Below are 17,933 nucleotides of genomic sequence, written 5' to 3'. Positions count from 1 at the left end.
GTGTGATGGGATGCAGCGGTGTCCGATCCCCTCCTGCCCGCACCCGTACGACGACTCGCCGCCTGGTGCGGCGTCGTCCTGCTCGTCACCGCCGTCCTCGCCGTCGGCGTATGGCTGTGCACCGTCTTCGACGACGTCGTGACGCCCGTGCTGCTGGCCGTGCTCGGTACGGCCCTGCTCGGGCCGATGCACCGGCGCCTGGTCCGCATGGGGATGAACCGCTCGCTGGCCGCGGCCCTGACCTGCCTCGCCGTGGTCGCCGTCGTCGGCGGGGCCACGTACATCGTCGTCCTCGCGCTGATCGAGACCGGCGGCGAGATCGTCGACGCGCTGCGCCGGGCCGGCGAGAGCGTCGCCGAGCACTTCGGGGCGGTGGGCACCTCGCTGCAGGACATCGCCGCGAACTCCAAGGACCTGCTCGCGAAGTTCGGCGGCACGGCCGCCTCGGGCGTGGTCGCCGGGCTCAGCGTGGTGGGCTCGATGATCGCGATGGTGCTGCTGGCGCTGGTGCTGATCTTCTTCTTCCTGCGCGACTCCGACCGGGCCGTGGGAACGCTGCGCTCCGTCGTCCCCAGCCGCTCGGGCGACCTGATGGAGGCCATGGGGCGGCGCGCCTTCGAGGCCGTCGAGGGGTTCATGCGCGGGACCACCTTCGTGGCCCTGGTGGACGCCGTGCTGATCGGCGCGGGTCTGCTGGTCCTCGACGTGCCGGGTGCGCTGGGGCTGGCCGCCCTGGTCTTCGTGACGGCCTACATCCCCTACCTCGGGGCCATCCTGTCGGGCGCCGTGGCCGTGCTCGTGGCCTTCGCCGACCGGGGCTGGATCATCGGCCTGTGGGCGCTGGGCCTGGTGCTGCTGGTCCAGATGATCGAGGGCTACGTGCTGCAGCCCGTGGTGCAGAGCCGCACCGTGCAGATGCACCCGGCCGTGGTGATGCTGGCCATCACCGCGGGCGCGAGCGTCGCCGGGATCCTCGGCATGCTGCTGGCGGTGCCGATGACCGCCGCCGTCTTCGGGGTGATCTCGGAACTGCGGGCCCGGTACGGCGAGGACCCGGTGTCCGGGCCGGTGAACGCCCCTAAGCCGGGTCCGGGTAGTAGCTGAGGATCACCAGGATCGCCGTGCACTCCGCAAGGAGCTGGACGGCGAGCGCCCACTGGCGGACCCGCAGTCGGGGCGCGGCCAGCGCGACGACGAACGCCACGGCCGCGGCGCCGGCGCTCCACAGGAACAGCCACCCGGGCAGCCCCCGGGTGCACTCCACCCCGTAGGTCACGCAGCCCGACACCCGCACGGACGACAGCAGCAGCACGATCGCGCCCACGAAGACCGCGGGGAAGAGCCCCGCGGACAGCCCGGCCCAGAAGCGGGTGTGGTCCCCGGTGCCCGCAGCAGCGGGAGCCGCAGGCGTCGGGATCGCAGAGGAAGAGGCGGTGTCCATGCTCCGATCCAACGCGGTTCCCGGATCCGGCACAGGCGTCCGGCTACTCATCTGCGCGTGCGCGGGTACTCAGACCCTCGGTTCGGGACCGGGACCGCTCCGTGCCGGAGCGGTCCCGTCGGGCCGCGCGGTCAGTCCTGCTCGGCCTCGCCCGTGCCGCGGTGGCCGAGGCCGGTGCGCGCGGTGGTGGGGATGCGGCCCAGCCGGCCCGCCTGGAAGTCGTCGAAGGCCTGCTGCAGCTCGTGCTTGCTGTTCATCACGAACGGCCCGTAGTGCGCCATCGGCTCGCGGATCGGACGTCCGCCGAGGAGCACGACCTCCAGGTCCGGGGCGTTGGAGTCCTGGGAGGCGTCCGCCCGCACCGTGAGCGAGCCGCCCTCGCCGAAGACGGCCGTCTGCCCGGTCTGCACGGGCCGGCGGTCCTCGCCGACGGACCCGCGCCCGGCCATGACGTACGCGAGCGCGTTGAAGTCCTCGCGCCACGGCAGGGTGATCTGCGCGCCCGGCGACACGGTCGCGTGGATCATCGTGATCGGGGTGTGCGTGATGCCCGGGCCCTGGTGACCGTCCAGCTCACCGGCGATGACGCGGAGCAGGGAGCCGCCGTCCGGGGTGGTCAGCAGCTGGACCTTGCCGCCACCGATGTCCTGGTAGCGCGGGGGCATCATCTTGTCGGAGGCCGGGAGGTTCACCCACAGCTGGAGGCCGTGGAACAGCCCGCCGGACACGACGAGCGACTCCGGCGGGGCCTCGATGTGCAGGAGGCCCGAACCGGCGGTCATCCACTGGGTGTCGCCGCCGTTGATGACTCCGCCGCCGCCGTTGCTGTCCTGGTGGACGAAGGTCCCGTCGATCAGGTACGTGACGGTCTCGAAGCCGCGGTGCGGGTGCCAGGGCGTGCCCTTGGGCTCTCCGGGCGCGTACTCCACCTCACCCATCTGGTCCATCATGATGAACGGGTCGAGGTACTGGTAGTTGATCCCGGCGAACGCGCGGCGCACCGGGAATCCCTCGCCCTCGAACCCACCGGGAGCGGAGACGACGGCCAGCACCTTGCGCGGAACGGCGGCCTGCGGCTGGGCCACGCGCGGAAGGGTCAACGGGTTCTCAACAGTCACTGCGGGCATGGTCAGGACCTCCTTCTGCGTCGAGTTTAGTTGAAACTCGAACTTTCTGCCACACCCACAGAACAGAGGGGCCCCGGAGGATATTTCCTCCGGGGCCCCTCCGGTCCTGACCTGCGGTTACGGCGAGACGACCACCGAGTTGATCGGCGTGAGGTCAACCGGCACCCACTGGTCGACGGGCATGTTGGTGCAGGTCCCACCGCCGTTCCAGCCCGTGCACAGCTTGAACTTCCAGTTGGCGGTCTGGTTGTTCAGGACCCAGTGCCATCCGAACTGGTTGCTCAGGTTGTAGGTGCCCGCCCGCGACCACTTCAGCGACGGGGTGACCGGCACCGCGTCCTGCGGGTAGATGCACGCGAAACCGGACGGGCACCCGGCCACCGTGTGGTCGGACGCCTGCGCGGATCCCGCCGCCAGGACCCCCGTACCCAACGCCATCACCCCCGCGGCCGCCACGGCCCCGAACTTCACGCGCAACGACATACGTGACATCGCAGTCTCCCTGTCCCTAGGAGCGGGTGTCCCCCCGCTGCACCGATACTCCGGGCGGACCGGGCCGGGCCGCGATCCTTTCGGGCAGGGCCGAAGCGTGGGTCAGCCGCCGCTGCGGAGCAGGTCCACGCCCAGGCCCGTCACCGAGTGCAGGACCGCCTTGCCGTCGCGCTCCGTCGTGATCAGCCCGGCCGCGCGCAGGGTACGGGCGTGCTCGGAGGCCGAGGGAAGGCTGATGTCGAGGTCCCGGGCCAGCTCGCTGGTCGTGCGCCGCTCGACCAGCGACTGCAGCACGGCCGCCCGGGTCCGGCCCAGAAGGGCGTCCAGCGCCCCTTGCGCGGGGGCGGCGTCGACCAGTGGCAGGGGCGTCAGCGCCGGATAGAGCAGCACGCACCTGCCCTCCGGGCCGTCCGGACCCTCCGCGAGCAGCGGCCGCCCCGTCCAGAACGGCGACGGCATCAGCAGCAGGCCGCGCCCGCCGAGCCGGACCTCGTAGTGCGGCGGCGCGTCCACCTCCAGGACCGTGCCCGACCAGGCGGCCAGCGGATGCGTGCTCGCCAGGCACGCCTTGATGCCGTGGGCGGCCAGCAGCCGGCTGCGCCAGGCCACGTCCGCCCGGAAGGACTCCCGGATCCGCGGCCAGTGCGGGGCGACGACCACCTCGTGGGCGGACCGGAGCGCACCGCCGAGCCGGTCCCACGCCTCGCGGTCCTGGGCCCACAGGGCACGCAGCCAGGACGCCGAGCCGGGGGCCCGGGCGGCGACGCGGTGCAGCTCGCCGGGGGTCAGGAGCGGGCCGGCGTCCCGTACGACGGCCAGCCCCTCCTCCAGCGTGCGCGCGTACGGCTCGACGAACTGAGGGTTGTCGCCGTCGGGACGCAGGAGGTCGAGCAGCGGGCGGGCACGGCCCGGTAACTCCCGGCCGACGCGGCTGCGCCAGCGGCCGAAGACCGCCTGCTCGTCGGTGCGCTGCCAGGCGACGATCGCCATGCCCAGCTCCACCAGCGGCAGCGGCTCGCTCGCGAAGGAGACGTTGAGCAGGTCCTCCGCCGTGAAATGCACCCGCAGCACGCTCCGCCCCCCGTCAGGCGCCGGCCTTGACGCCTCCGGCTAGCCGTACATCCGGCGCATCGCGAAGTCGACCATCTGCTCGACCGCCTTGGCGTCGAAGACCATCCGGTGGTCGCCCTCCATGTCGAGGACGAAGCCGTAGCCGGTGGGCAGCAGGTCGATCACCTCCGCGCCGGTGATCACGAAGTACTTGGACTCCTTGCCGGCGTACCGGCGCAGTTCCTTGAGCGTGGTGAACATGGGGATGACCGGGTGCTGCGTGTTGTGCAGCGCCAGGAACCCGGGGGTGTCGCCGCGCGGGCAGTAGACCTTCGAGGTGGCGAAGATCTGCTGGAAGTCCTCGGCGGACAGGGACCCCGTGGTGAAGGCCCGCACGGCGTCCGCGAGTGACGGCGGGGACGGCTCCGGGTACAGCGGCGGCGCCTGTTGCGCGTAGCCCTGCGGGGGCTGCTGCGCATACTGCTGCTGGGCACCCGGGTTCTGGTCGTAGCCGTACATGGGCCGAAGCCTACCGAGCGGCTGCGGCAGTACCGGCCGGTACCGGCCACCGATCCCCTGACCGCTCCCCTGCGGGGTGCGGTCAGCAGGCCCTGAGCGAAGCCACGAAGGGACCCCAGGCGGCGGCACTGACCACGACCACCCCACCGTCGGGCCGCTTGGAATCCCGCACGGGAACGACCCCGGCGAGGCCGTCGGCCACCTCGACGCAGTTGCCACCGTCGCCGCTGCTGTAGCTGCTCTTGCGCCAGATCACGGCACCGAACTCACTCCCGTTGCTTGCCATTCCGGTACTCCTCAGCAGCTTGCTCGATCATGGCGAGAGAGGCCTCAGGCGGCAGTGCGGCAGCCCTGAGCAGATGGTATGACGCTCGATACCTCTTCACGAGTGCCGGATCGTCCACGACCTGTCCGTGATACGGACCCTCTGTGTACGCGAGCGGCGGCTCGTCGTCGAACTCCATGAACATGAGCGGCAGCCCCAGAAAGGGCTGCATCGCAGAACTCCACAGCAAGACCTGTGGAACGATGCGGCGGCGCCTGGCCAGAGCGGCGATGCGCTCAAGTTGTTCGGCCATCTCGACAGGCGGCAACAGGGGCTGCGTCACAAGACATTCATGCAGAATCGTCCAGTACTCGGGGCTCTTCGGATCCTCGAACAGTGAGGCCCTCTGCATGCGGGCGCGGATCTTCGCGTCCACCTCCTCCGGCAGGTCCATCGGATGGGTGGAGTGAATGACCGCCCGCGCGTACGCCTCCGTCTGCAGCAGCCCGGGGATGAGCGCGTTGCTCCACTCCTCGATGGTCCGCGCCCGCCGCTCCGCCTCTACGACCGGGGCGAAGTACTCGGCGTGCGCGCCCCGCCTGGCCTTCCGTACGTCGTCACAGCGCCGCCAGAAGAACCCGTCAGTCTTCAGCACCTGATCGACATGGCGCGCGAGATCCCCCGGCATCCGCCGCTGTGCCCGTTCGATCTCGCTCAAGTAGCTGGCCCCGTAGAAGCTGCCTTCCACGGCCTGCTGAAGCGTGAGGCCTGCCGCCTCCCGCCGCCAGCGCAGCTCCTTGCCGTAAAACGCCGGCACGCTCGCCGAGCCGTCGATCTCCTTGCGTGGGGCCATCACAGGGCCTGCCTTCCACACTCCGTGCTGTGGACCGGAAACCCTTCCCACGGTAGGCAACCGGGCGCCAGCCTGTGAGGGCTTCGTCACACTCCGCCACGGAAGGGTTCGCCATGAGCGACCACGCCCCCGATCGCGAGGCAATCGCGGCCCTCACCGCGCTGCGCGCCGCGCTCACCGCGCACGGGATCACCCTGCCCTCGCTGGACCTGCACCTGCCCTCCTACGCCGGGCGGTCCGACACCCCACCCCTCATCAGCCTCGGCAACTGCGACGCCGCCACCGCTCAGCGGATCGCCACCGCGCCGGCGAAGCCGTGAACGACCTCACCGTCCGGCTGCGCGCCACCCCACAGGCGGCCCGGCTGCTGCGGCACGCCGTGCGCGAGCACCTCGGGCCGGAGGGTCACCCCGACGCGGAACTCTGCGTCACCGAGCTGCTGGCCAACGTCGTCCGCCACGTCGGCGAGGGCACCCCAGTCACCCTGCGGATCAGCGGAAGGGCAACCCGTACGCGGGTCGAGCTCACCGATCCAGCGCCGGGGGCCCGGCCCGTACCCCGGCAGGCGACCGACTCCGACGAGTCGGGGCGCGGGCTCGCCCTGCTCGACGCCCTGGCGCTGCGCTGGGGAGTCACCCAGGGGACCCGGACCAAGACGGTCTGGTGCGAGCTTTGACCCTGGTCACAGTCGGCGCGGAAGGGTTGCCGTTATTACCGGTGGGTAGCATCATGTTGTTACCGATTGGTATGTACGAGGAACCCTGTCTCCCCGAGCCTTAACGGAGCCGTCGCCATGGGGCACTACAAGTCGAATCTCCGCGACATCGAGTTCAACCTCTTCGAGGTGCTCGGCCGCGACCAGCAGTACGGCACCGGTCCGTTCGAGGAGATGGACACCGAGACCGCCAAGAGCGTCCTGTCCGAGATCGCCCGCCTCGCCGAGAACGAGCTGGCCGCCTCCTTCGAGGACGCCGACCGCAACCCGCCGGTCTTCGACCCGGCCACCAACACCGCGCCCGTCCCGGCCTCCTTCAAGAAGAGCTACGAAGCCTTCATGGAGTCGGAGTACTGGCGCCTGGGCCTGCCCGAGGAGATCGGCGGCACCACCTCGCCCCGCTCCCTCATCTGGGCCTACGCGGAGCTGCTGCTCGGCTCGAACCCGGCCATCTGGATGTACTCCTCCGGCCCGGCGTTCGCCGGCATCCTCTTCGAAGAGGGCAACGAGGCGCAGAAGAAGGTCGCGCAGATAGCCGTCGAGAAGCGCTGGGGCTCCACCATGGTCCTCACCGAGCCGGACGCCGGCTCGGACGTGGGCGCCGGCCGCACCAAGGCCATCCAGCAGGAGGACGGCTCCTGGCACATCGAGGGCGTGAAGCGCTTCATCACCTCCGGTGAGCACGACATGGAGGAGAACATCCTCCACTACGTCCTCGCGCGCCCCGAGGGCCACGGCCCGGGCACCAAGGGCCTGTCCCTCTTCCTCGTCCCGAAGTTCCACTTCGACTGGGAGACCGGCGAGCTGGGCGAGCGCAACGGCGTCTACGCCACCAACGTCGAGCACAAGATGGGCCTCAAGGCCTCCAACACGTGCGAGATGACCTTCGGCGACCAGCACCCCGCCAAGGGCTGGCTGATCGGCGACAAGCACGACGGCATCCGCCAGATGTTCATGATCATCGAGTTCGCCCGCATGATGGTCGGCACGAAGGCCATCGCCACCCTCTCCACCGGCTACCTGAACGCGCTGGAGTACGCCAAGGAGCGCGTGCAGGGCCCGGACCTGGCGAACTTCATGGACAAGACCGCGCCCAAGGTCACCATCACGCACCACCCCGACGTGCGCCGCTCGCTCATGACGCAGAAGGCCTACGCCGAGGGCATGCGCGCCCTCGTCCTCTACACGGCCTCCGTGCAGGACGAGATCCAGATGAAGCAGGCCGCGGGCGAGGACGCCTCCGCCGAGATCGGCCTGAACGACCTGCTCCTGCCGATCGTCAAGGGCTACGGCTCCGAGCGGTCCTACGAGCAGCTCGCGCAGTCCCTGCAGACCTTCGGCGGCTCCGGGTACCTGCAGGAGTACCCGATCGAGCAGTACATCCGCGACGCCAAGATCGACACCCTCTACGAGGGCACCACGGCCATCCAGGGCCAGGATTTCTTCTTCCGGAAGATCGTCCGCGACCAGGGCGCCTCCCTGAACGTCCTCTCCGAGACGATCAAGAAGTTCCTGGCCGGGGCCGAGGGCGGCGAGGAGCTGGCCGGCGCCCGCGACGCGCTCGCCAAGGCCGCCGTCGACCTGGAGGCCATCGTCGGCCAGATGATCGTCGACCTCACCGCCACCGGCGAGGACGTCAAGAACATCTACAAGGTCGGCCAGAACACCACCCGCCTGCTGATGGCCTCGGGTGACGTGGTCGTCGGTTACCTGCTGCTCAAGGGCGCCGCCGTGGCCGCCGAGAAGCTGGCGACCGCCGCCCCGAAGGACGTCCCCTTCTACACCGGCAAGATCGCCGCCGCGAAGTTCTTCGCGTCCCAGGTCCTGCCGAACGTCTCGGTCGCCCGCGCGCTGGCCGAGGCCGTCGACAACTCCCTCATGGAGCTCGACGAGGCCGCCTTCTAGGCCGGTCGCACCACCGTCGCACTCACGCCAGCGGCCGGGCCCCCCGCACAGGGGCCCGGCCGCTGGCGCGTACCCGGCCCCAGGCCCCTGTCCTGCGGCTTTCCCCCGATGTCAGTCGTTCATGGGACGCTCGTACACATGAGTCCACAGGATCAGCACGGCAGCAGGGGGTACTCCGTCCCCACCGGGCGTCCGTACGCCCTCAAGGAGCTGCAGGCGAGCCTGGGCAGCCTCGGCGACCACCTGCGCGAGCTGTACGACGGCGCCCACCCCGCCGAGTACGACACCATCGCCGACGCGCTGTACGTCGCCTTCCAGACGGCCACCGGACTGGCCCCCGCCAAGAGCTACACCGGCTGCCCCGAGCACCCCAACGGCGCCCTGGACCCCGAAGCACCCGAAGGCTGGGGCCGCTGCCTCATCTGCAACGACCGCCGCCGCCTCGGCCGGCGCCACCGCGGCGGCCCGCCCGCCGCCCCCGCCGGAGAACAGCGGCGCCTCGGCTACCCGGTGCCCGACCCCCCGTACACGCTCCAGCGGCTGCGCACCTACGTGCGCACCGTCGAGGACCAGCGGTTCCACCTGGGCCTGTCCTCGCCCGCGGACGACTTCGTCCGCATCGCCGACGACCTCCACCGCGCCTTCATCGTCGCCCGCGAACTCTCCCGGCCGCGCAACGCCTCGGGATGCGCCGAACATCCCGGCGCGCCGATCGACCCCGACGCTCCGCCCGGCGAGGCCTGTATCTTCTGCGCCGGACGCAAGAGACGCGCGCAGCGCTCCCCGCAGACCCCGGAGATGCTCCCGCGCATCCGCCGGGGCGAGCGCAGGCAGCTGCAACGCCGATTCGAGCGTCCGCCGGGCTGAAACCGACGGGACCGCGGAGGCAACGGGCTCGGAGCCGGATCTCCCGGCCGACGCACGATCCGGCCATGACGGACACGGACCCGACCCTCGTTAAGGTGAACCACTTGGCTTCCTCCCCTCCCTAGCCGGAGGGGATTCCCACACTCCCGAGTGGGGATTCCTGATTCGCCACGGACCGCCCCGACCGAGAGGAGGACTCCCGATGAGGTCTCACATCCGCTCCACAGGCAGCGGCCGCCAGCCCGGCGGCCAGAAGATTGACCGCGGCGTTCCCGTCCCGGTCGTGAGCGGTCCCGCAGCTCTCACAGGTCCACTCCCGGACGCTCAGGGGCAACGCGTCGGCGATCACCCCGCAAGCCGAGCACAGCTTGGAACTGGGGAACCACCGGTCGACAGCGATCAGCTCGCGGCCGTACCAGGCCGTCTTGTACTCCAGCATCGACCGCAGCTCACGCCAGGCGGCGTCGCTGATCGAACGTGCCAGTCGGCGGTTGCGCATCATGTTGGCGATCGTCAGATCCTCGATCACGAGCGTTTGGTTTTCACGCACGAGACGGGTCGTCAGCCGGTGCAGGAAGTCCCTGCGCCGGTCGGCGATCCGGGCATGGATCCGCGCCACACGGGTGCGGGCCTTGACCCGGTTCTTGCTGCCCTGCTCCTTCCGCGACAGCGCGCGCTGCGCGCGGGCCAGACGCTCACGGTCCTTCCTCTCATGACGGGGATTGGGGATCTTCTCGCCGGTGGACAGGGTGAGCAGGGCCGTCAGTCCCGCGTCGATGCCGACCGCGCTCGTGGTGGGCGGCAACGGAGCCGGGGTGTCCTCGCACAGCAGCGAGACATACCAGCGGCCGGCTCTGTCGCACGAGACCGTGATCGTGGACGGCGCCGCCCCTTCCGGCAATGGGCGGGACCACACGATGTCCAAGGGCTCGTCCATCTTCGCCAGCCGCACCCGGCCCTCCGCGTAGCGGAACCCACTGCGGGTGTACTCGGCGGAGGCCCGCGACTTCCGCTTCGACTTGAATCGCGGGTGCTCGGCCCGCTTCCCCCAGAACCCCACGAACGCCGACTGCAGGTGGCGCAACGCCTGCTGCAGCGGTACCGAGGACACCGCCGCCAGAAAGGCCAGTTCCTCGGTCTTCTTCCACGCGGTGAGCATGGCCGATGTCTGCCCGTAGCCCATCCGCTCGCCGCTCGCCCTCCAGGCCTCGGCACGGGCGGCGAGAGCCAGGTTGTAGACCTTCCGCACACACCCGAACGTCCGCGACAGTTCCACGGCCTGCGCGTCCGTCGGATAGAAACGGTACTTGAACGACCGCTTCACGGAAGGAAACCCCACACCGCGGAGACTACGGTCGGTCACGATCCGAACACAAGCACAGGTCACAGCCTCACGCTGCGGCACTCCGCCGCAGCCAGGTTCCGAGCCGGAACTGCGTTTCCTCACCCGGCTGAAGCCGGGGGCTTCCACACAAGGGAAATACGATGAGCTCTCCCGCCCGCTTCGACCGCGGCCACACCGACGATCTGATGACCTTCCTGACGGCCAGTCCGTCGCCGTACCACGCCGTGGCCAACGCGGCGGAGCGGCTGGAGAAGGCGGGCTTCAGGCAGTTGTCGGAAACGGACGCCTGGGATGCGGGCACCGGAGGCAAGTTCGTGCTCCGCGGCGGTGCGCTCATCGCCTGGTTCGTTCCCGAAGGCGCCTCCGCGCACACCCCGTTCAGGATCATCGGCGCGCACACCGACTCCCCGAACCTGCGGGTCAAGCCGCTGCCGGACACCGGCTCGCAGGGCTGGCGGCAGATCGCCGTCGAGATCTACGGCGGCACCCTGCTCAACACCTGGCTGGACCGCGACCTGGGACTGGCCGGCCGGCTGACCCTGCGCGACGGCACCGAGCGCCTGGTGAACGTGGACCGCGCACTGCTGCGCGTACCCCAACTCGCCGTGCATCTGGACCGGTCGGTCAACAGCGACGGCCTCAAGCTCGACAAGCAGCGGCACATGCAGCCGATCTGGGGGCTGGGCGACGTCCAGGAGGGCGACCTGATCGCCTTCCTGGAGGAGGAAGAGGGCCTGGACCAGGGGTCGGTGGCCGGCTGGGACCTGATGGTCCACTCCATCGAGCCGCCGTCGTACCTGGGCCGTGACCGCGAGCTGGTGGCCGGTCCGCGCATGGACAACCTGCTGTCCGTGCACGCGGGCGTCGCTGCCCTGGCCGCGGTCTCCGCCGCCGGCAAGCTGGACCACATCCCGGTGCTGGCGGCCTTCGACCACGAGGAGAACGGCTCGCAGTCCGACACGGGCGCGGACGGCCCCCTGCTGGGCAACGTGCTGGAACGTTCAGTCTTCGCCCGCGGGGGCTCGTACGAGGACCGCGCGCGGGCCTTCGCGGGCACCATCTGCCTGTCCTCGGACACCGGACACGCCGTGCACCCCAACTACGGCGAGCGGCACGACCCGACGCACCACCCGCGCGCCAACGGCGGACCGATCCTGAAGGTCAACGTCAACCAGCGGTACGCCACCGACGGCAGCGGCCGCGCGGTGTTCGCCGCCGCGTGCGAGCGGGCCGGCATCCCGTGGCAGACCTTCGTCTCCAACAACGCGATGCCGTGCGGCACGACGATCGGCCCGATCACCGCCGCCCGCCACGGAATCCAGACCGTGGACATCGGCGTCGCGATCCTCTCGATGCACAGCGCCCGCGAACTGTGCGGCGCGGACGACCCGTACCTCCTGGCGAACGCCCTGGTGGCCTTCCTGGAGGGCTGACGCCGCTCGCCCCACCCCAGAACCCCGCTTCGGACCCGTGTCCGAAGCGGGGTTCGCGCATGTCTGCGCAGATCAGCGGCCTGGATGACAACAGCCCTTGATAGCTCGCTAATTAACTGAGTAGCCTACTTAGTTATGGACTTCACCGTTATTGCGCACGCTGTCGAGGTGGACCACGGGATAAAGCGGCTGTCGATGCGCTTCATCAAGAAGTACGCAGACCCCGGCCGCGATCGTCTGAGCCGGGAATTCTGCGACCAGATCACGGCGGCTCTGGATGAATTGGGGCTCATCACGCTGCCCGTACGCCTGCCGACCTCCGAAAACGAGTTCGTCTTCGTCATCGAGAAGGACAGCTCCATCGGACAAGCCGTGCGAATGGCCTCATCCATCGCACAGCTGGAAAGAATGGATTCGAACCCTTTTCCGGTTCTGAACTCCCGCAATTACCCCGCCCTGCCGGACTACCTCCCCTGACCTGCATAAACCGACGGACTGTCAGCATAGATTCTCAATCAGCTTGTAGTACGGCCGAGTTGGGTTTAGCGTTGATTGGGCAGGGAAGGGCTCGCAGCCGTGACCCGCGGCCCGAGCTTTCACAGGCGAGGCTCCAGTGTGTTCGCAATTTGCTAACTGGAGTTGAAATGTCCACTTCTCCGACATCTCTTGCTCTCGCCGCCGGCGGCGAGAGCACGTTCAGCGCCACCCGATTCACTCTTGTCTCTCTCGGCCCTCTCGGCCTCCTGCCCGAGGCGGTCCACGTCGTGGTCCCGTCGGGAGACAGGACCGTCGGAACCGCCGGGTGCCTTGCGGTGAACTACGACGACGTACCCGCGGCAGCCAACAGGTGGATGAGCTTCCGGCACAACCTGCACAAGGACCGGTCGGTGTGCGTCCTGTGCAGCGACCGGCTCGACGCCAGCAAGCTGGCAGCGGGGAGCGGTCGGCCGCGCCGCACCTCGCGCCCCCTCAACCGGTCCGAAAAGCGGGCGTACCGGGCCGTTTTCATCCGAGGGCTGCAGGCTGTGGCCACGATGCCCAGCACCACCCCGCGCACCGCGTTCCGCCGCGACACCTCCTCCGCGGAGATGGCCGAGCTGTGCCTCAACCGGCTCCTGGAACGGCACAGCCGGACCGGCACTCCCGCCGTCGCGGTCGTGTCCGCGGGAGTCGTCAGGCCCTCGTGGGTGGCGGCCAACTCCTCTCGCGTGGAGGAGGGTTCCGCTCTCGCGAAGAGCCTCCTCTCGAACCCTTCCCTCGTCGGACTCCTCCTGGAGGCGGCGCAGTTCCCCGGGGTCGGCGCATTCCTGCACATGAAGCCGAACCCCGACCGAGGGCCCGCGTCGGAACTGCTCCCGACCCATCTGCCGCAGGCCGCGCCCCCTGTGCCGCTCCCCTGACCCACACCGGCGGGGCCGGGCCTCCGGGCCCGGCCCGGCCGCATCTCCCACCCGCCCTCACCACGGAGGCCTTCCACGATGCCGCTGAACCCACCCCGGTCCGCCACGATCCGCTGGGGGTCGGACACCGTCCTGGTCACCAACATCGAGCCCGACCTTCCGGGACAGGCCGAGAAGGCCGCCCACCGGAAGGCCGTCGCTGCCGGAACCGCCAACCCGGCGACCCGGCTGCCCGAAGCGGCATGGGAAGCGGTGGCCCGGACGACCATCGGACCCGACAACCTCGCCGTTCAGCTCCAGCCGACCGCTCAGGCGCCCTCCGGGCTCCTGATGGAGGAGAACGTCGAAGGCGCGACCTTGCGGTCGGTCGTCACCCGGGTCCAGCTGAACGAACTACTGCCCGGCATCCAGCCCCGTACGGGCATGGCGGCCATGGAAGTCCCCGATCCCCTGGTGCAGGGCATCACGGAGGGGGACCGGCCCTGCTCGATGGTGCGCTACCAGTACCGGGACCTCGACCACCTGCGCGAACACGTGTGGCAGACCATCCACGACACGCTGTCGCTCAACAGCTATGCGCCGTCCATCCTCGCCCGCAAGGTCACCCGCAACCTCATCACACACCCCGTCGAGATCGCCTTCGAGGACGGCACCGAGTCCTTCCACACCGTGGTCACACGTGACGGAATCACCCGGCTGGCCAGCGCCTGGGCCGTGCAGGCCGGTCCCGACGCCGATGCGGCCCAGGCGGCCACGATAGCGGTGGACGCGCTGTTCGCGAAGGTGCCCGCCAAGGCTCCCGGCGGAACCGGTGGTTCCCTGGGAGAGCGGCTGGCGGGAGCCCGGGAGCGGTGGCGCCACTCTCTCCGGGATGAGTTCGCCCGGGAGATGGCTGCGGCGGAGCCGGGACCCCGCGCGGTCCAGATCGCCCAGACGTACGTGCTGCCCGCGCAGATCGCCGTCGGAGTGGAAGAGCACCCCGGACGGCTGCTCGCGGCGGAGGACATCTTCGACGACGCGATCAGGTCGGTGCTGGCCAGCGTCCATGTCGAGTTCAAGCAGTGGGACAACGCCGCCCAGAACACGGAAGTCGCCACACGGGCGCTCAAGCGGGTCATCCAGCAAGGAGACTCCCTGGTCCCGCAGAACGATCTCCAAGCCGTCTACGGCCTGGCCGTCGGCCGGATACCGGTGGAGGACATTCCCGGACTCTTCGACGGCACGCCCCCCGGCACCGCGCTGTGGCGGAGCGTCTACCTCGTACACGCCCTGACCCGCCCGGAACTGCTGGAACGGCTGAAGGACCAGGCCAAAGCGATCAAGGGCGGCAAGCGGATGGGGCTGAAGGGGTTCGCCGAACTCCTGGGCCCGCTCATCGACGTACCGTGGCGCAGCCACAAGAAGCTGGTCACGACACAGGCACGCAACGCCTGGAACAACGGCGGCGTCCTCACCTCCGACGTCACGAAGGACTGGGACCCGGTCCCGACCGACGACTTCACCGAGCTCGTCGCACCCGCCCTCGCCGGTGACAGGGACGCCCGCTGCACACTCGCCGTGGCCGGCGGGGTGGCGCTCATCGCCGACAAACTGCTGACGCGCAACGTAGGTTCGGGGCTGACGGCCACCAAGACGAATGGCGGCGTCCCCTTCCGCGCCGATGTGAACCAGGTCATCGAGGACCTGTCGCGGCAGGACAACGAGCTGGGCCTGTGGACCCTTGCGCTGGTCGCGAACCGGTTCCGCAGCGACGCCCTGCCCACCAACGCGGTGACCATGCGCCAGCTCACCCTCAAGCAGACGTCCGACGACACCGACGACGCCTACGTGTACTTCAAGACCGACCTCGGAGAGGAGGACAGGATCGCCCGAGACGCGGACGGCGTCCCACAGCCCCTGCTCCAGTGGGACGTGGTCTGGGCGTCCAATCCGGAGCGGGCCCGCAAGCTTCACCCGGACCTGCCGCCCGTGACGACCGAAGCGACCGCGGACGTGACGGGAGCCGAGGCGCCGCACACCGAAGCCGGTATCGGCACGGATACGGACACCGGCGCCGACGAGTCGGCGGACTCCCGTCCCCCGAGCCAGAAGGCCGCCGACCAGCGGCATGTGCTCCGTCAGGGCGTCGCCACGGCCCGCGACGCGCTCGACCGGCTCCACCTGCTCGAACGCGAAGTCGGGTCGCACACGCCCGTCATCCCGCAGATGGTCCTCGACGAACTGCTGACCTCGCTGATCGGTCTGCAGACGGACATCGAGAACCTTCGCCGGAGGATCGCACCGGACGACGAGGCCGACCTAGAGGACGAGCTCGGGTGACCGGCAAGGGCCCGGACCGGCATACGGCCACCGGTCGGGCCCCGCTGCCGAGTGCCGCTACTCGTCGTCCATTCCCGCGAGGACGAGGGGGAGGCGGGCGGCGCCGTCCGTGGTGACGCGGACCGGGACGCCCCAGTCCTGCTGGTGGACGTGGCAGGCCGGGTACTCGTTGGCGGGGTCGTCGTCGCAGGACGCCGCCATCGCCGAGACGTGCAGGACTCCCTCGGTGACCTCCGGGTTCAGCGCGAGCTCCCGGAACAGGTCGGTCCCGGCGCCCTCGCCGTCCGCCAGCAGCTCGGGCGGGGTGGCGGACACGAGCAGCCGGGTCGAGGGCCCGTAGCGGGTGTCGAGCTTCTGCCCGGCCGGCGCCTGGAAGACCACGTCGAGGCGGAGCGTGCCGGGCGCCACCTCGGTGGCGGCCCGCTGCGTACGGTGGGCGACCGCGTCCACCCGGACCGCCTCCTCCGGGAGGCGCAGCCGGGTCAGCCGGTGCCGGGCCGACTCGACGACCACGATGTCCTCGCCCACCAGCACGGCGTCGCTGGGCTCGCGCAGGTCGGTCGCGAGGGTCGACACCTGGCCGGTGGCCGGGTCGTAGCGGCGCAGCGCGTGGTTGTACGTGTCGCACACGGCGACCGAGCCGTCGGGCAGGGCGGTCACGCCGAGCGGGTGCTGGAGCAGGGCCTGGGCGGCGTCGCCGTCCCGGTGGCCGAAGTCGAACAGGCCGGTGCCCACGGCCGACTTGATCACGTAACCCTCGTCACCGGCTTCCACGTACCGCAGGGCGCTGGTCTCGGAGTCGGCGATCCACAGCCGGTCCCCGGCGGCCGCGAGCCCCGAGGGCTGGGCGAACCAGGCCTCGGCGGCGGGTCCGTCGAGCAGCCCCTCGTTGGTCGTACCGGCCGCGACCCCGACCGTCCCGGCCGCCGGGTCCCAGGTCCACAGCTGGTGCACACCGGCCATGGCGATCCAGACCCGGCCCTGCCACCAGGCCACGTCCCACGGCGAGGACAGGTCCACCTCCAGCGCCGGCCCGGAGGTCGGCGAGCCCTGCCACCACTGCCGGCCGGTCCCGGCGACGGTCTCCACGTGCCCGGTGGCCGGGTCGTAGGTGCGCAGCGCGTGGTTGACGGTGTCGGCGACGACGACCTTGCCGTCGGGCAGCAGGGCGAGGCCCTGGGGCTCGCTGAAGCTGTCCCCGGCGAAGCCGCGCTCGCCGCTGCCGACACGGCGCACCACGCTCTCGCCGTCGGGGGCCAGCTCCACGAGCTGGTGCCGGGTGGAGTCGGAGACCAGCAGGTTCCCGGACGGCAGCAGCAGCGCCTTCCCGGGGAACCGCAGGGCGCCGGCCACCGGCTCGGGGGCCACGTACGGCCCGTCGCCGCGCCGCAGCGTGCCCTTGGCCTCGTGCTCGGCCTCCAGCTCCTCGACCAGGCGGGCGATGGCGTGCGCGTGACCCTCGCCGGCGTGCTGGGCGACGATGTACCCCTCGGGGTCGATCACGACGAGCGTGGGCCAGGCGCGTACGGCGTACTGCTTCCAGGTCGCCAGCTCGGGATCGTCCAGCACGGGGTGGTGCACCTGGTAGCGCTCGACGGCATCGACGACGGCGGCGTGCTCGGCCTCGTGCACGAACTTCGGGGAGTGCACGCCGATGATCACGACGGTGTCGCGGTGCTTCTCCTCCAGCTCGCGCAGCTCGTCGAGGACGTGCAGGCAGTTGATGCAGCAGAAGGTCCAGAAGTCGAGGATCGTGATGCGTCCTCGCAGGTCGGCGAGGGTCAGATCCTTGCCGCCGGTGTTCAGCCAGCCGCCCTTGCCGATCAGCTCGGGGGCACGGACACGGGCACGGCGGGGCGCGGGCGCGGGAGCGGGGGTGGGCTCCGGGGCAGCATCGTTCATCCTTCAAGCTTGCCATCCGGGTATGAACATCGGATCACGCGCATACGGCGGGGCACGGCCTGCGACGGGCCGTCCGGACGCGTACGGCCGCCACCGCGTGGAACACCCGGTACGGGGCGCCGCTGTACCTGCTGGTCGACCGGGTGGAGGGGACCGTTGCGCTGTTCGCGCTGCCCGGGCGGCTCGGGTACGCCAAGGTGGACGGGCCGCACCCGTTCGGGACGCCGGTGCGGCTGCCCGAGCCGTTCGGGATCGAGCTGGACACCAGCGGGCTGTAGCCCCGCCCGGTAGCGTGCGGGA

General features: G+C 70.3%; 18 protein-coding genes and 1 pseudogene. 10 read left to right on the top strand and 9 right to left on the bottom strand.

What is annotated here, in order from left to right:
- Nucleotides 1–18: 18 nt before the first annotated feature.
- Complete coding sequence (locus ACXNSR_RS20435) at nt 19–1,104, top strand: AI-2E family transporter (RefSeq protein WP_458636982.1); 1,086 nt, start codon at nt 19–21, stop codon at nt 1,102–1,104.
- Here ACXNSR_RS20435 and ACXNSR_RS20430 read toward each other — a convergent pair.
- The 7 genes from ACXNSR_RS20430 to ACXNSR_RS20400 form a co-directional block, all read right to left on the bottom strand.
- The gene (locus tag ACXNSR_RS20430) at nt 1,079–1,441 is read right to left on the bottom strand and encodes a hypothetical protein (RefSeq protein WP_458636981.1); all 363 of its coding nucleotides are present in this window, start codon (nt 1,439–1,441) and stop codon (nt 1,079–1,081) included. The two genes, ACXNSR_RS20435 and ACXNSR_RS20430, sit on opposite strands and share 26 nt — an antisense overlap.
- Nucleotides 1,442–1,572: 131 nt before the next feature.
- Nucleotides 1,573–2,568, bottom strand: coding sequence for a pirin family protein (locus tag ACXNSR_RS20425; protein ID WP_458636980.1), 996 nt, complete (start codon nt 2,566–2,568; stop codon nt 1,573–1,575).
- 117 nt (nt 2,569–2,685) lie between these two features.
- Nucleotides 2,686–3,060, bottom strand: a complete 375-nt coding sequence (locus ACXNSR_RS20420) for a hypothetical protein (RefSeq protein WP_458636979.1) — start codon at nt 3,058–3,060, stop codon at nt 2,686–2,688.
- Between the two features lie 102 nt (nt 3,061–3,162).
- A complete protein-coding gene (locus ACXNSR_RS20415) occupies nt 3,163–4,131 on the bottom strand; it encodes an ArsR/SmtB family transcription factor (RefSeq protein ID WP_458636978.1) in 969 nt (322 codons plus the stop codon).
- A 39-nt stretch (nt 4,132–4,170) separates the two neighbouring features.
- Nucleotides 4,171–4,629 (bottom strand): SseB family protein, encoded by a 459-nt coding sequence (locus ACXNSR_RS20410; RefSeq protein ID WP_371639705.1) that lies wholly within the window; start codon nt 4,627–4,629, stop codon nt 4,171–4,173.
- Nucleotides 4,630–4,711: 82 nt separating this feature from the next.
- The gene (locus ACXNSR_RS20405; protein ID WP_458636977.1) at nt 4,712–4,915 is read right to left on the bottom strand and encodes a DUF397 domain-containing protein; all 204 of its coding nucleotides are present in this window, start codon (nt 4,913–4,915) and stop codon (nt 4,712–4,714) included.
- Nucleotides 4,896–5,747: a helix-turn-helix domain-containing protein gene (locus ACXNSR_RS20400; RefSeq protein WP_458636976.1), complete on the bottom strand. Its 852-nt coding sequence runs from the start codon at nt 5,745–5,747 to the stop codon at nt 4,896–4,898. The genes ACXNSR_RS20405 and ACXNSR_RS20400 overlap by 20 nt, the downstream gene beginning before the upstream one ends.
- A gap of 113 nt (nt 5,748–5,860) precedes the next feature.
- Between ACXNSR_RS20400 and ACXNSR_RS20395 the strand changes: the two genes are divergently transcribed.
- The 4 genes from ACXNSR_RS20395 (at nt 5,861) to ACXNSR_RS20380 (ending at nt 9,234) form a co-directional block, all read left to right on the top strand.
- Entirely contained in the window at nt 5,861–6,067 is a 207-nt protein-coding gene (locus ACXNSR_RS20395) for a hypothetical protein (RefSeq protein ID WP_458636975.1), read from the top strand.
- Complete coding sequence (locus ACXNSR_RS20390) at nt 6,064–6,423, top strand: ATP-binding protein (protein WP_458636974.1); 360 nt, start codon at nt 6,064–6,066, stop codon at nt 6,421–6,423. Before ACXNSR_RS20395 ends, ACXNSR_RS20390 begins: the two co-directional genes overlap by 4 nt.
- A gap of 117 nt (nt 6,424–6,540) precedes the next feature.
- Nucleotides 6,541–8,367, top strand: a complete 1,827-nt coding sequence (locus tag ACXNSR_RS20385; protein WP_458636973.1) for an acyl-CoA dehydrogenase — start codon at nt 6,541–6,543, stop codon at nt 8,365–8,367.
- A gap of 138 nt (nt 8,368–8,505) precedes the next feature.
- Nucleotides 8,506–9,234: a hypothetical protein gene (locus ACXNSR_RS20380; protein WP_458636972.1), complete on the top strand. Its 729-nt coding sequence runs from the start codon at nt 8,506–8,508 to the stop codon at nt 9,232–9,234.
- Between the two features lie 121 nt (nt 9,235–9,355).
- Here ACXNSR_RS20380 and ACXNSR_RS20375 read toward each other — a convergent pair whose 3' ends face one another.
- Nucleotides 9,356–10,597: an RNA-guided endonuclease InsQ/TnpB family protein gene (locus ACXNSR_RS20375; RefSeq protein ID WP_458636971.1), complete on the bottom strand. Its 1,242-nt coding sequence runs from the start codon at nt 10,595–10,597 to the stop codon at nt 9,356–9,358.
- A gap of 122 nt (nt 10,598–10,719) precedes the next feature.
- On the opposite strand from ACXNSR_RS20375, the gene ACXNSR_RS20370 reads away from it, so the two are divergent.
- The 4 genes from ACXNSR_RS20370 to ACXNSR_RS20355 all read left to right on the top strand — a co-directional run bounded on the left by ACXNSR_RS20370 (nt 10,720) and on the right by ACXNSR_RS20355 (nt 15,731).
- Nucleotides 10,720–12,012 carry a M18 family aminopeptidase gene (locus tag ACXNSR_RS20370; protein WP_458636970.1) on the top strand — a complete coding sequence of 431 codons (1,293 nt, stop codon included), beginning with the start codon at nt 10,720–10,722 and terminating at the stop codon, nt 12,010–12,012.
- Between the two features lie 135 nt (nt 12,013–12,147).
- Nucleotides 12,148–12,489: a hypothetical protein gene (locus ACXNSR_RS20365; RefSeq protein WP_458636969.1), complete on the top strand. Its 342-nt coding sequence runs from the start codon at nt 12,148–12,150 to the stop codon at nt 12,487–12,489.
- A gap of 335 nt (nt 12,490–12,824) precedes the next feature.
- Nucleotides 12,825–13,412 (top strand): hypothetical protein, encoded by a 588-nt coding sequence (locus tag ACXNSR_RS20360; RefSeq protein WP_458636968.1) that lies wholly within the window; start codon nt 12,825–12,827, stop codon nt 13,410–13,412.
- A gap of 78 nt (nt 13,413–13,490) precedes the next feature.
- Nucleotides 13,491–15,731, top strand: coding sequence for a hypothetical protein (locus ACXNSR_RS20355; RefSeq protein ID WP_458636967.1), 2,241 nt, complete (start codon nt 13,491–13,493; stop codon nt 15,729–15,731).
- Nucleotides 15,732–15,788: 57 nt separating this feature from the next.
- Here the strand turns inward: ACXNSR_RS20355 and ACXNSR_RS20350 are convergent, their stop codons facing one another.
- Nucleotides 15,789–17,633 (bottom strand): NHL domain-containing thioredoxin family protein, encoded by a 1,845-nt coding sequence (locus ACXNSR_RS20350; protein ID WP_458636966.1) that lies wholly within the window; start codon nt 17,631–17,633, stop codon nt 15,789–15,791.
- A 110-nt stretch (nt 17,634–17,743) separates the two neighbouring features.
- Here ACXNSR_RS20350 and ACXNSR_RS20345 point away from each other — a divergent pair.
- A pseudogene (locus tag ACXNSR_RS20345) lies at nt 17,744–17,911 on the top strand (Uma2 family endonuclease); the annotation flags it as partial.
- Nucleotides 17,912–17,933: the final 22 nt, after the last annotated feature.

The sequence above is a fragment of the Streptomyces sp. NC-S4 genome, assembly GCF_054353315.1.
Note: the sequence above shows the minus strand (reverse complement) of the source record. Positions and strands in the feature narration are given on the sequence as shown.

What these genes read in the sequence shown, in the direction of transcription:
- ACXNSR_RS20430 (WP_458636981.1), bottom strand. Translation starts at nt 1,441, where the DNA reads ATGGACACCGCCTCTTCCTCTGCGATCCCGACGCCTGCGGCTCCCGCT.
- ACXNSR_RS20425 (WP_458636980.1), bottom strand. Translation starts at nt 2,568, where the DNA reads ATGCCCGCAGTGACTGTTGAGAACCCGTTGACCCTTCCGCGCGTGGCC.
- ACXNSR_RS20420 (WP_458636979.1), bottom strand. Translation starts at nt 3,060, where the DNA reads ATGTCACGTATGTCGTTGCGCGTGAAGTTCGGGGCCGTGGCGGCCGCG.
- ACXNSR_RS20410 (WP_371639705.1), bottom strand. Translation starts at nt 4,629, where the DNA reads ATGTACGGCTACGACCAGAACCCGGGTGCCCAGCAGCAGTATGCGCAG.
- ACXNSR_RS20405 (WP_458636977.1), bottom strand. Translation starts at nt 4,915, where the DNA reads ATGGCAAGCAACGGGAGTGAGTTCGGTGCCGTGATCTGGCGCAAGAGC.
- ACXNSR_RS20400 (WP_458636976.1), bottom strand. Translation starts at nt 5,747, where the DNA reads ATGGCCCCACGCAAGGAGATCGACGGCTCGGCGAGCGTGCCGGCGTTT.
- ACXNSR_RS20395 (WP_458636975.1), top strand. Translation starts at nt 5,861, where the DNA reads ATGAGCGACCACGCCCCCGATCGCGAGGCAATCGCGGCCCTCACCGCG.
- ACXNSR_RS20385 (WP_458636973.1), top strand. Translation starts at nt 6,541, where the DNA reads ATGGGGCACTACAAGTCGAATCTCCGCGACATCGAGTTCAACCTCTTC.
- ACXNSR_RS20380 (WP_458636972.1), top strand. Translation starts at nt 8,506, where the DNA reads ATGAGTCCACAGGATCAGCACGGCAGCAGGGGGTACTCCGTCCCCACC.
- ACXNSR_RS20370 (WP_458636970.1), top strand. Translation starts at nt 10,720, where the DNA reads ATGAGCTCTCCCGCCCGCTTCGACCGCGGCCACACCGACGATCTGATG.
- ACXNSR_RS20365 (WP_458636969.1), top strand. Translation starts at nt 12,148, where the DNA reads ATGGACTTCACCGTTATTGCGCACGCTGTCGAGGTGGACCACGGGATA.
- ACXNSR_RS20355 (WP_458636967.1), top strand. Translation starts at nt 13,491, where the DNA reads ATGCCGCTGAACCCACCCCGGTCCGCCACGATCCGCTGGGGGTCGGAC.
- ACXNSR_RS20350 (WP_458636966.1), bottom strand. Translation starts at nt 17,633, where the DNA reads ATGAACGATGCTGCCCCGGAGCCCACCCCCGCTCCCGCGCCCGCGCCC.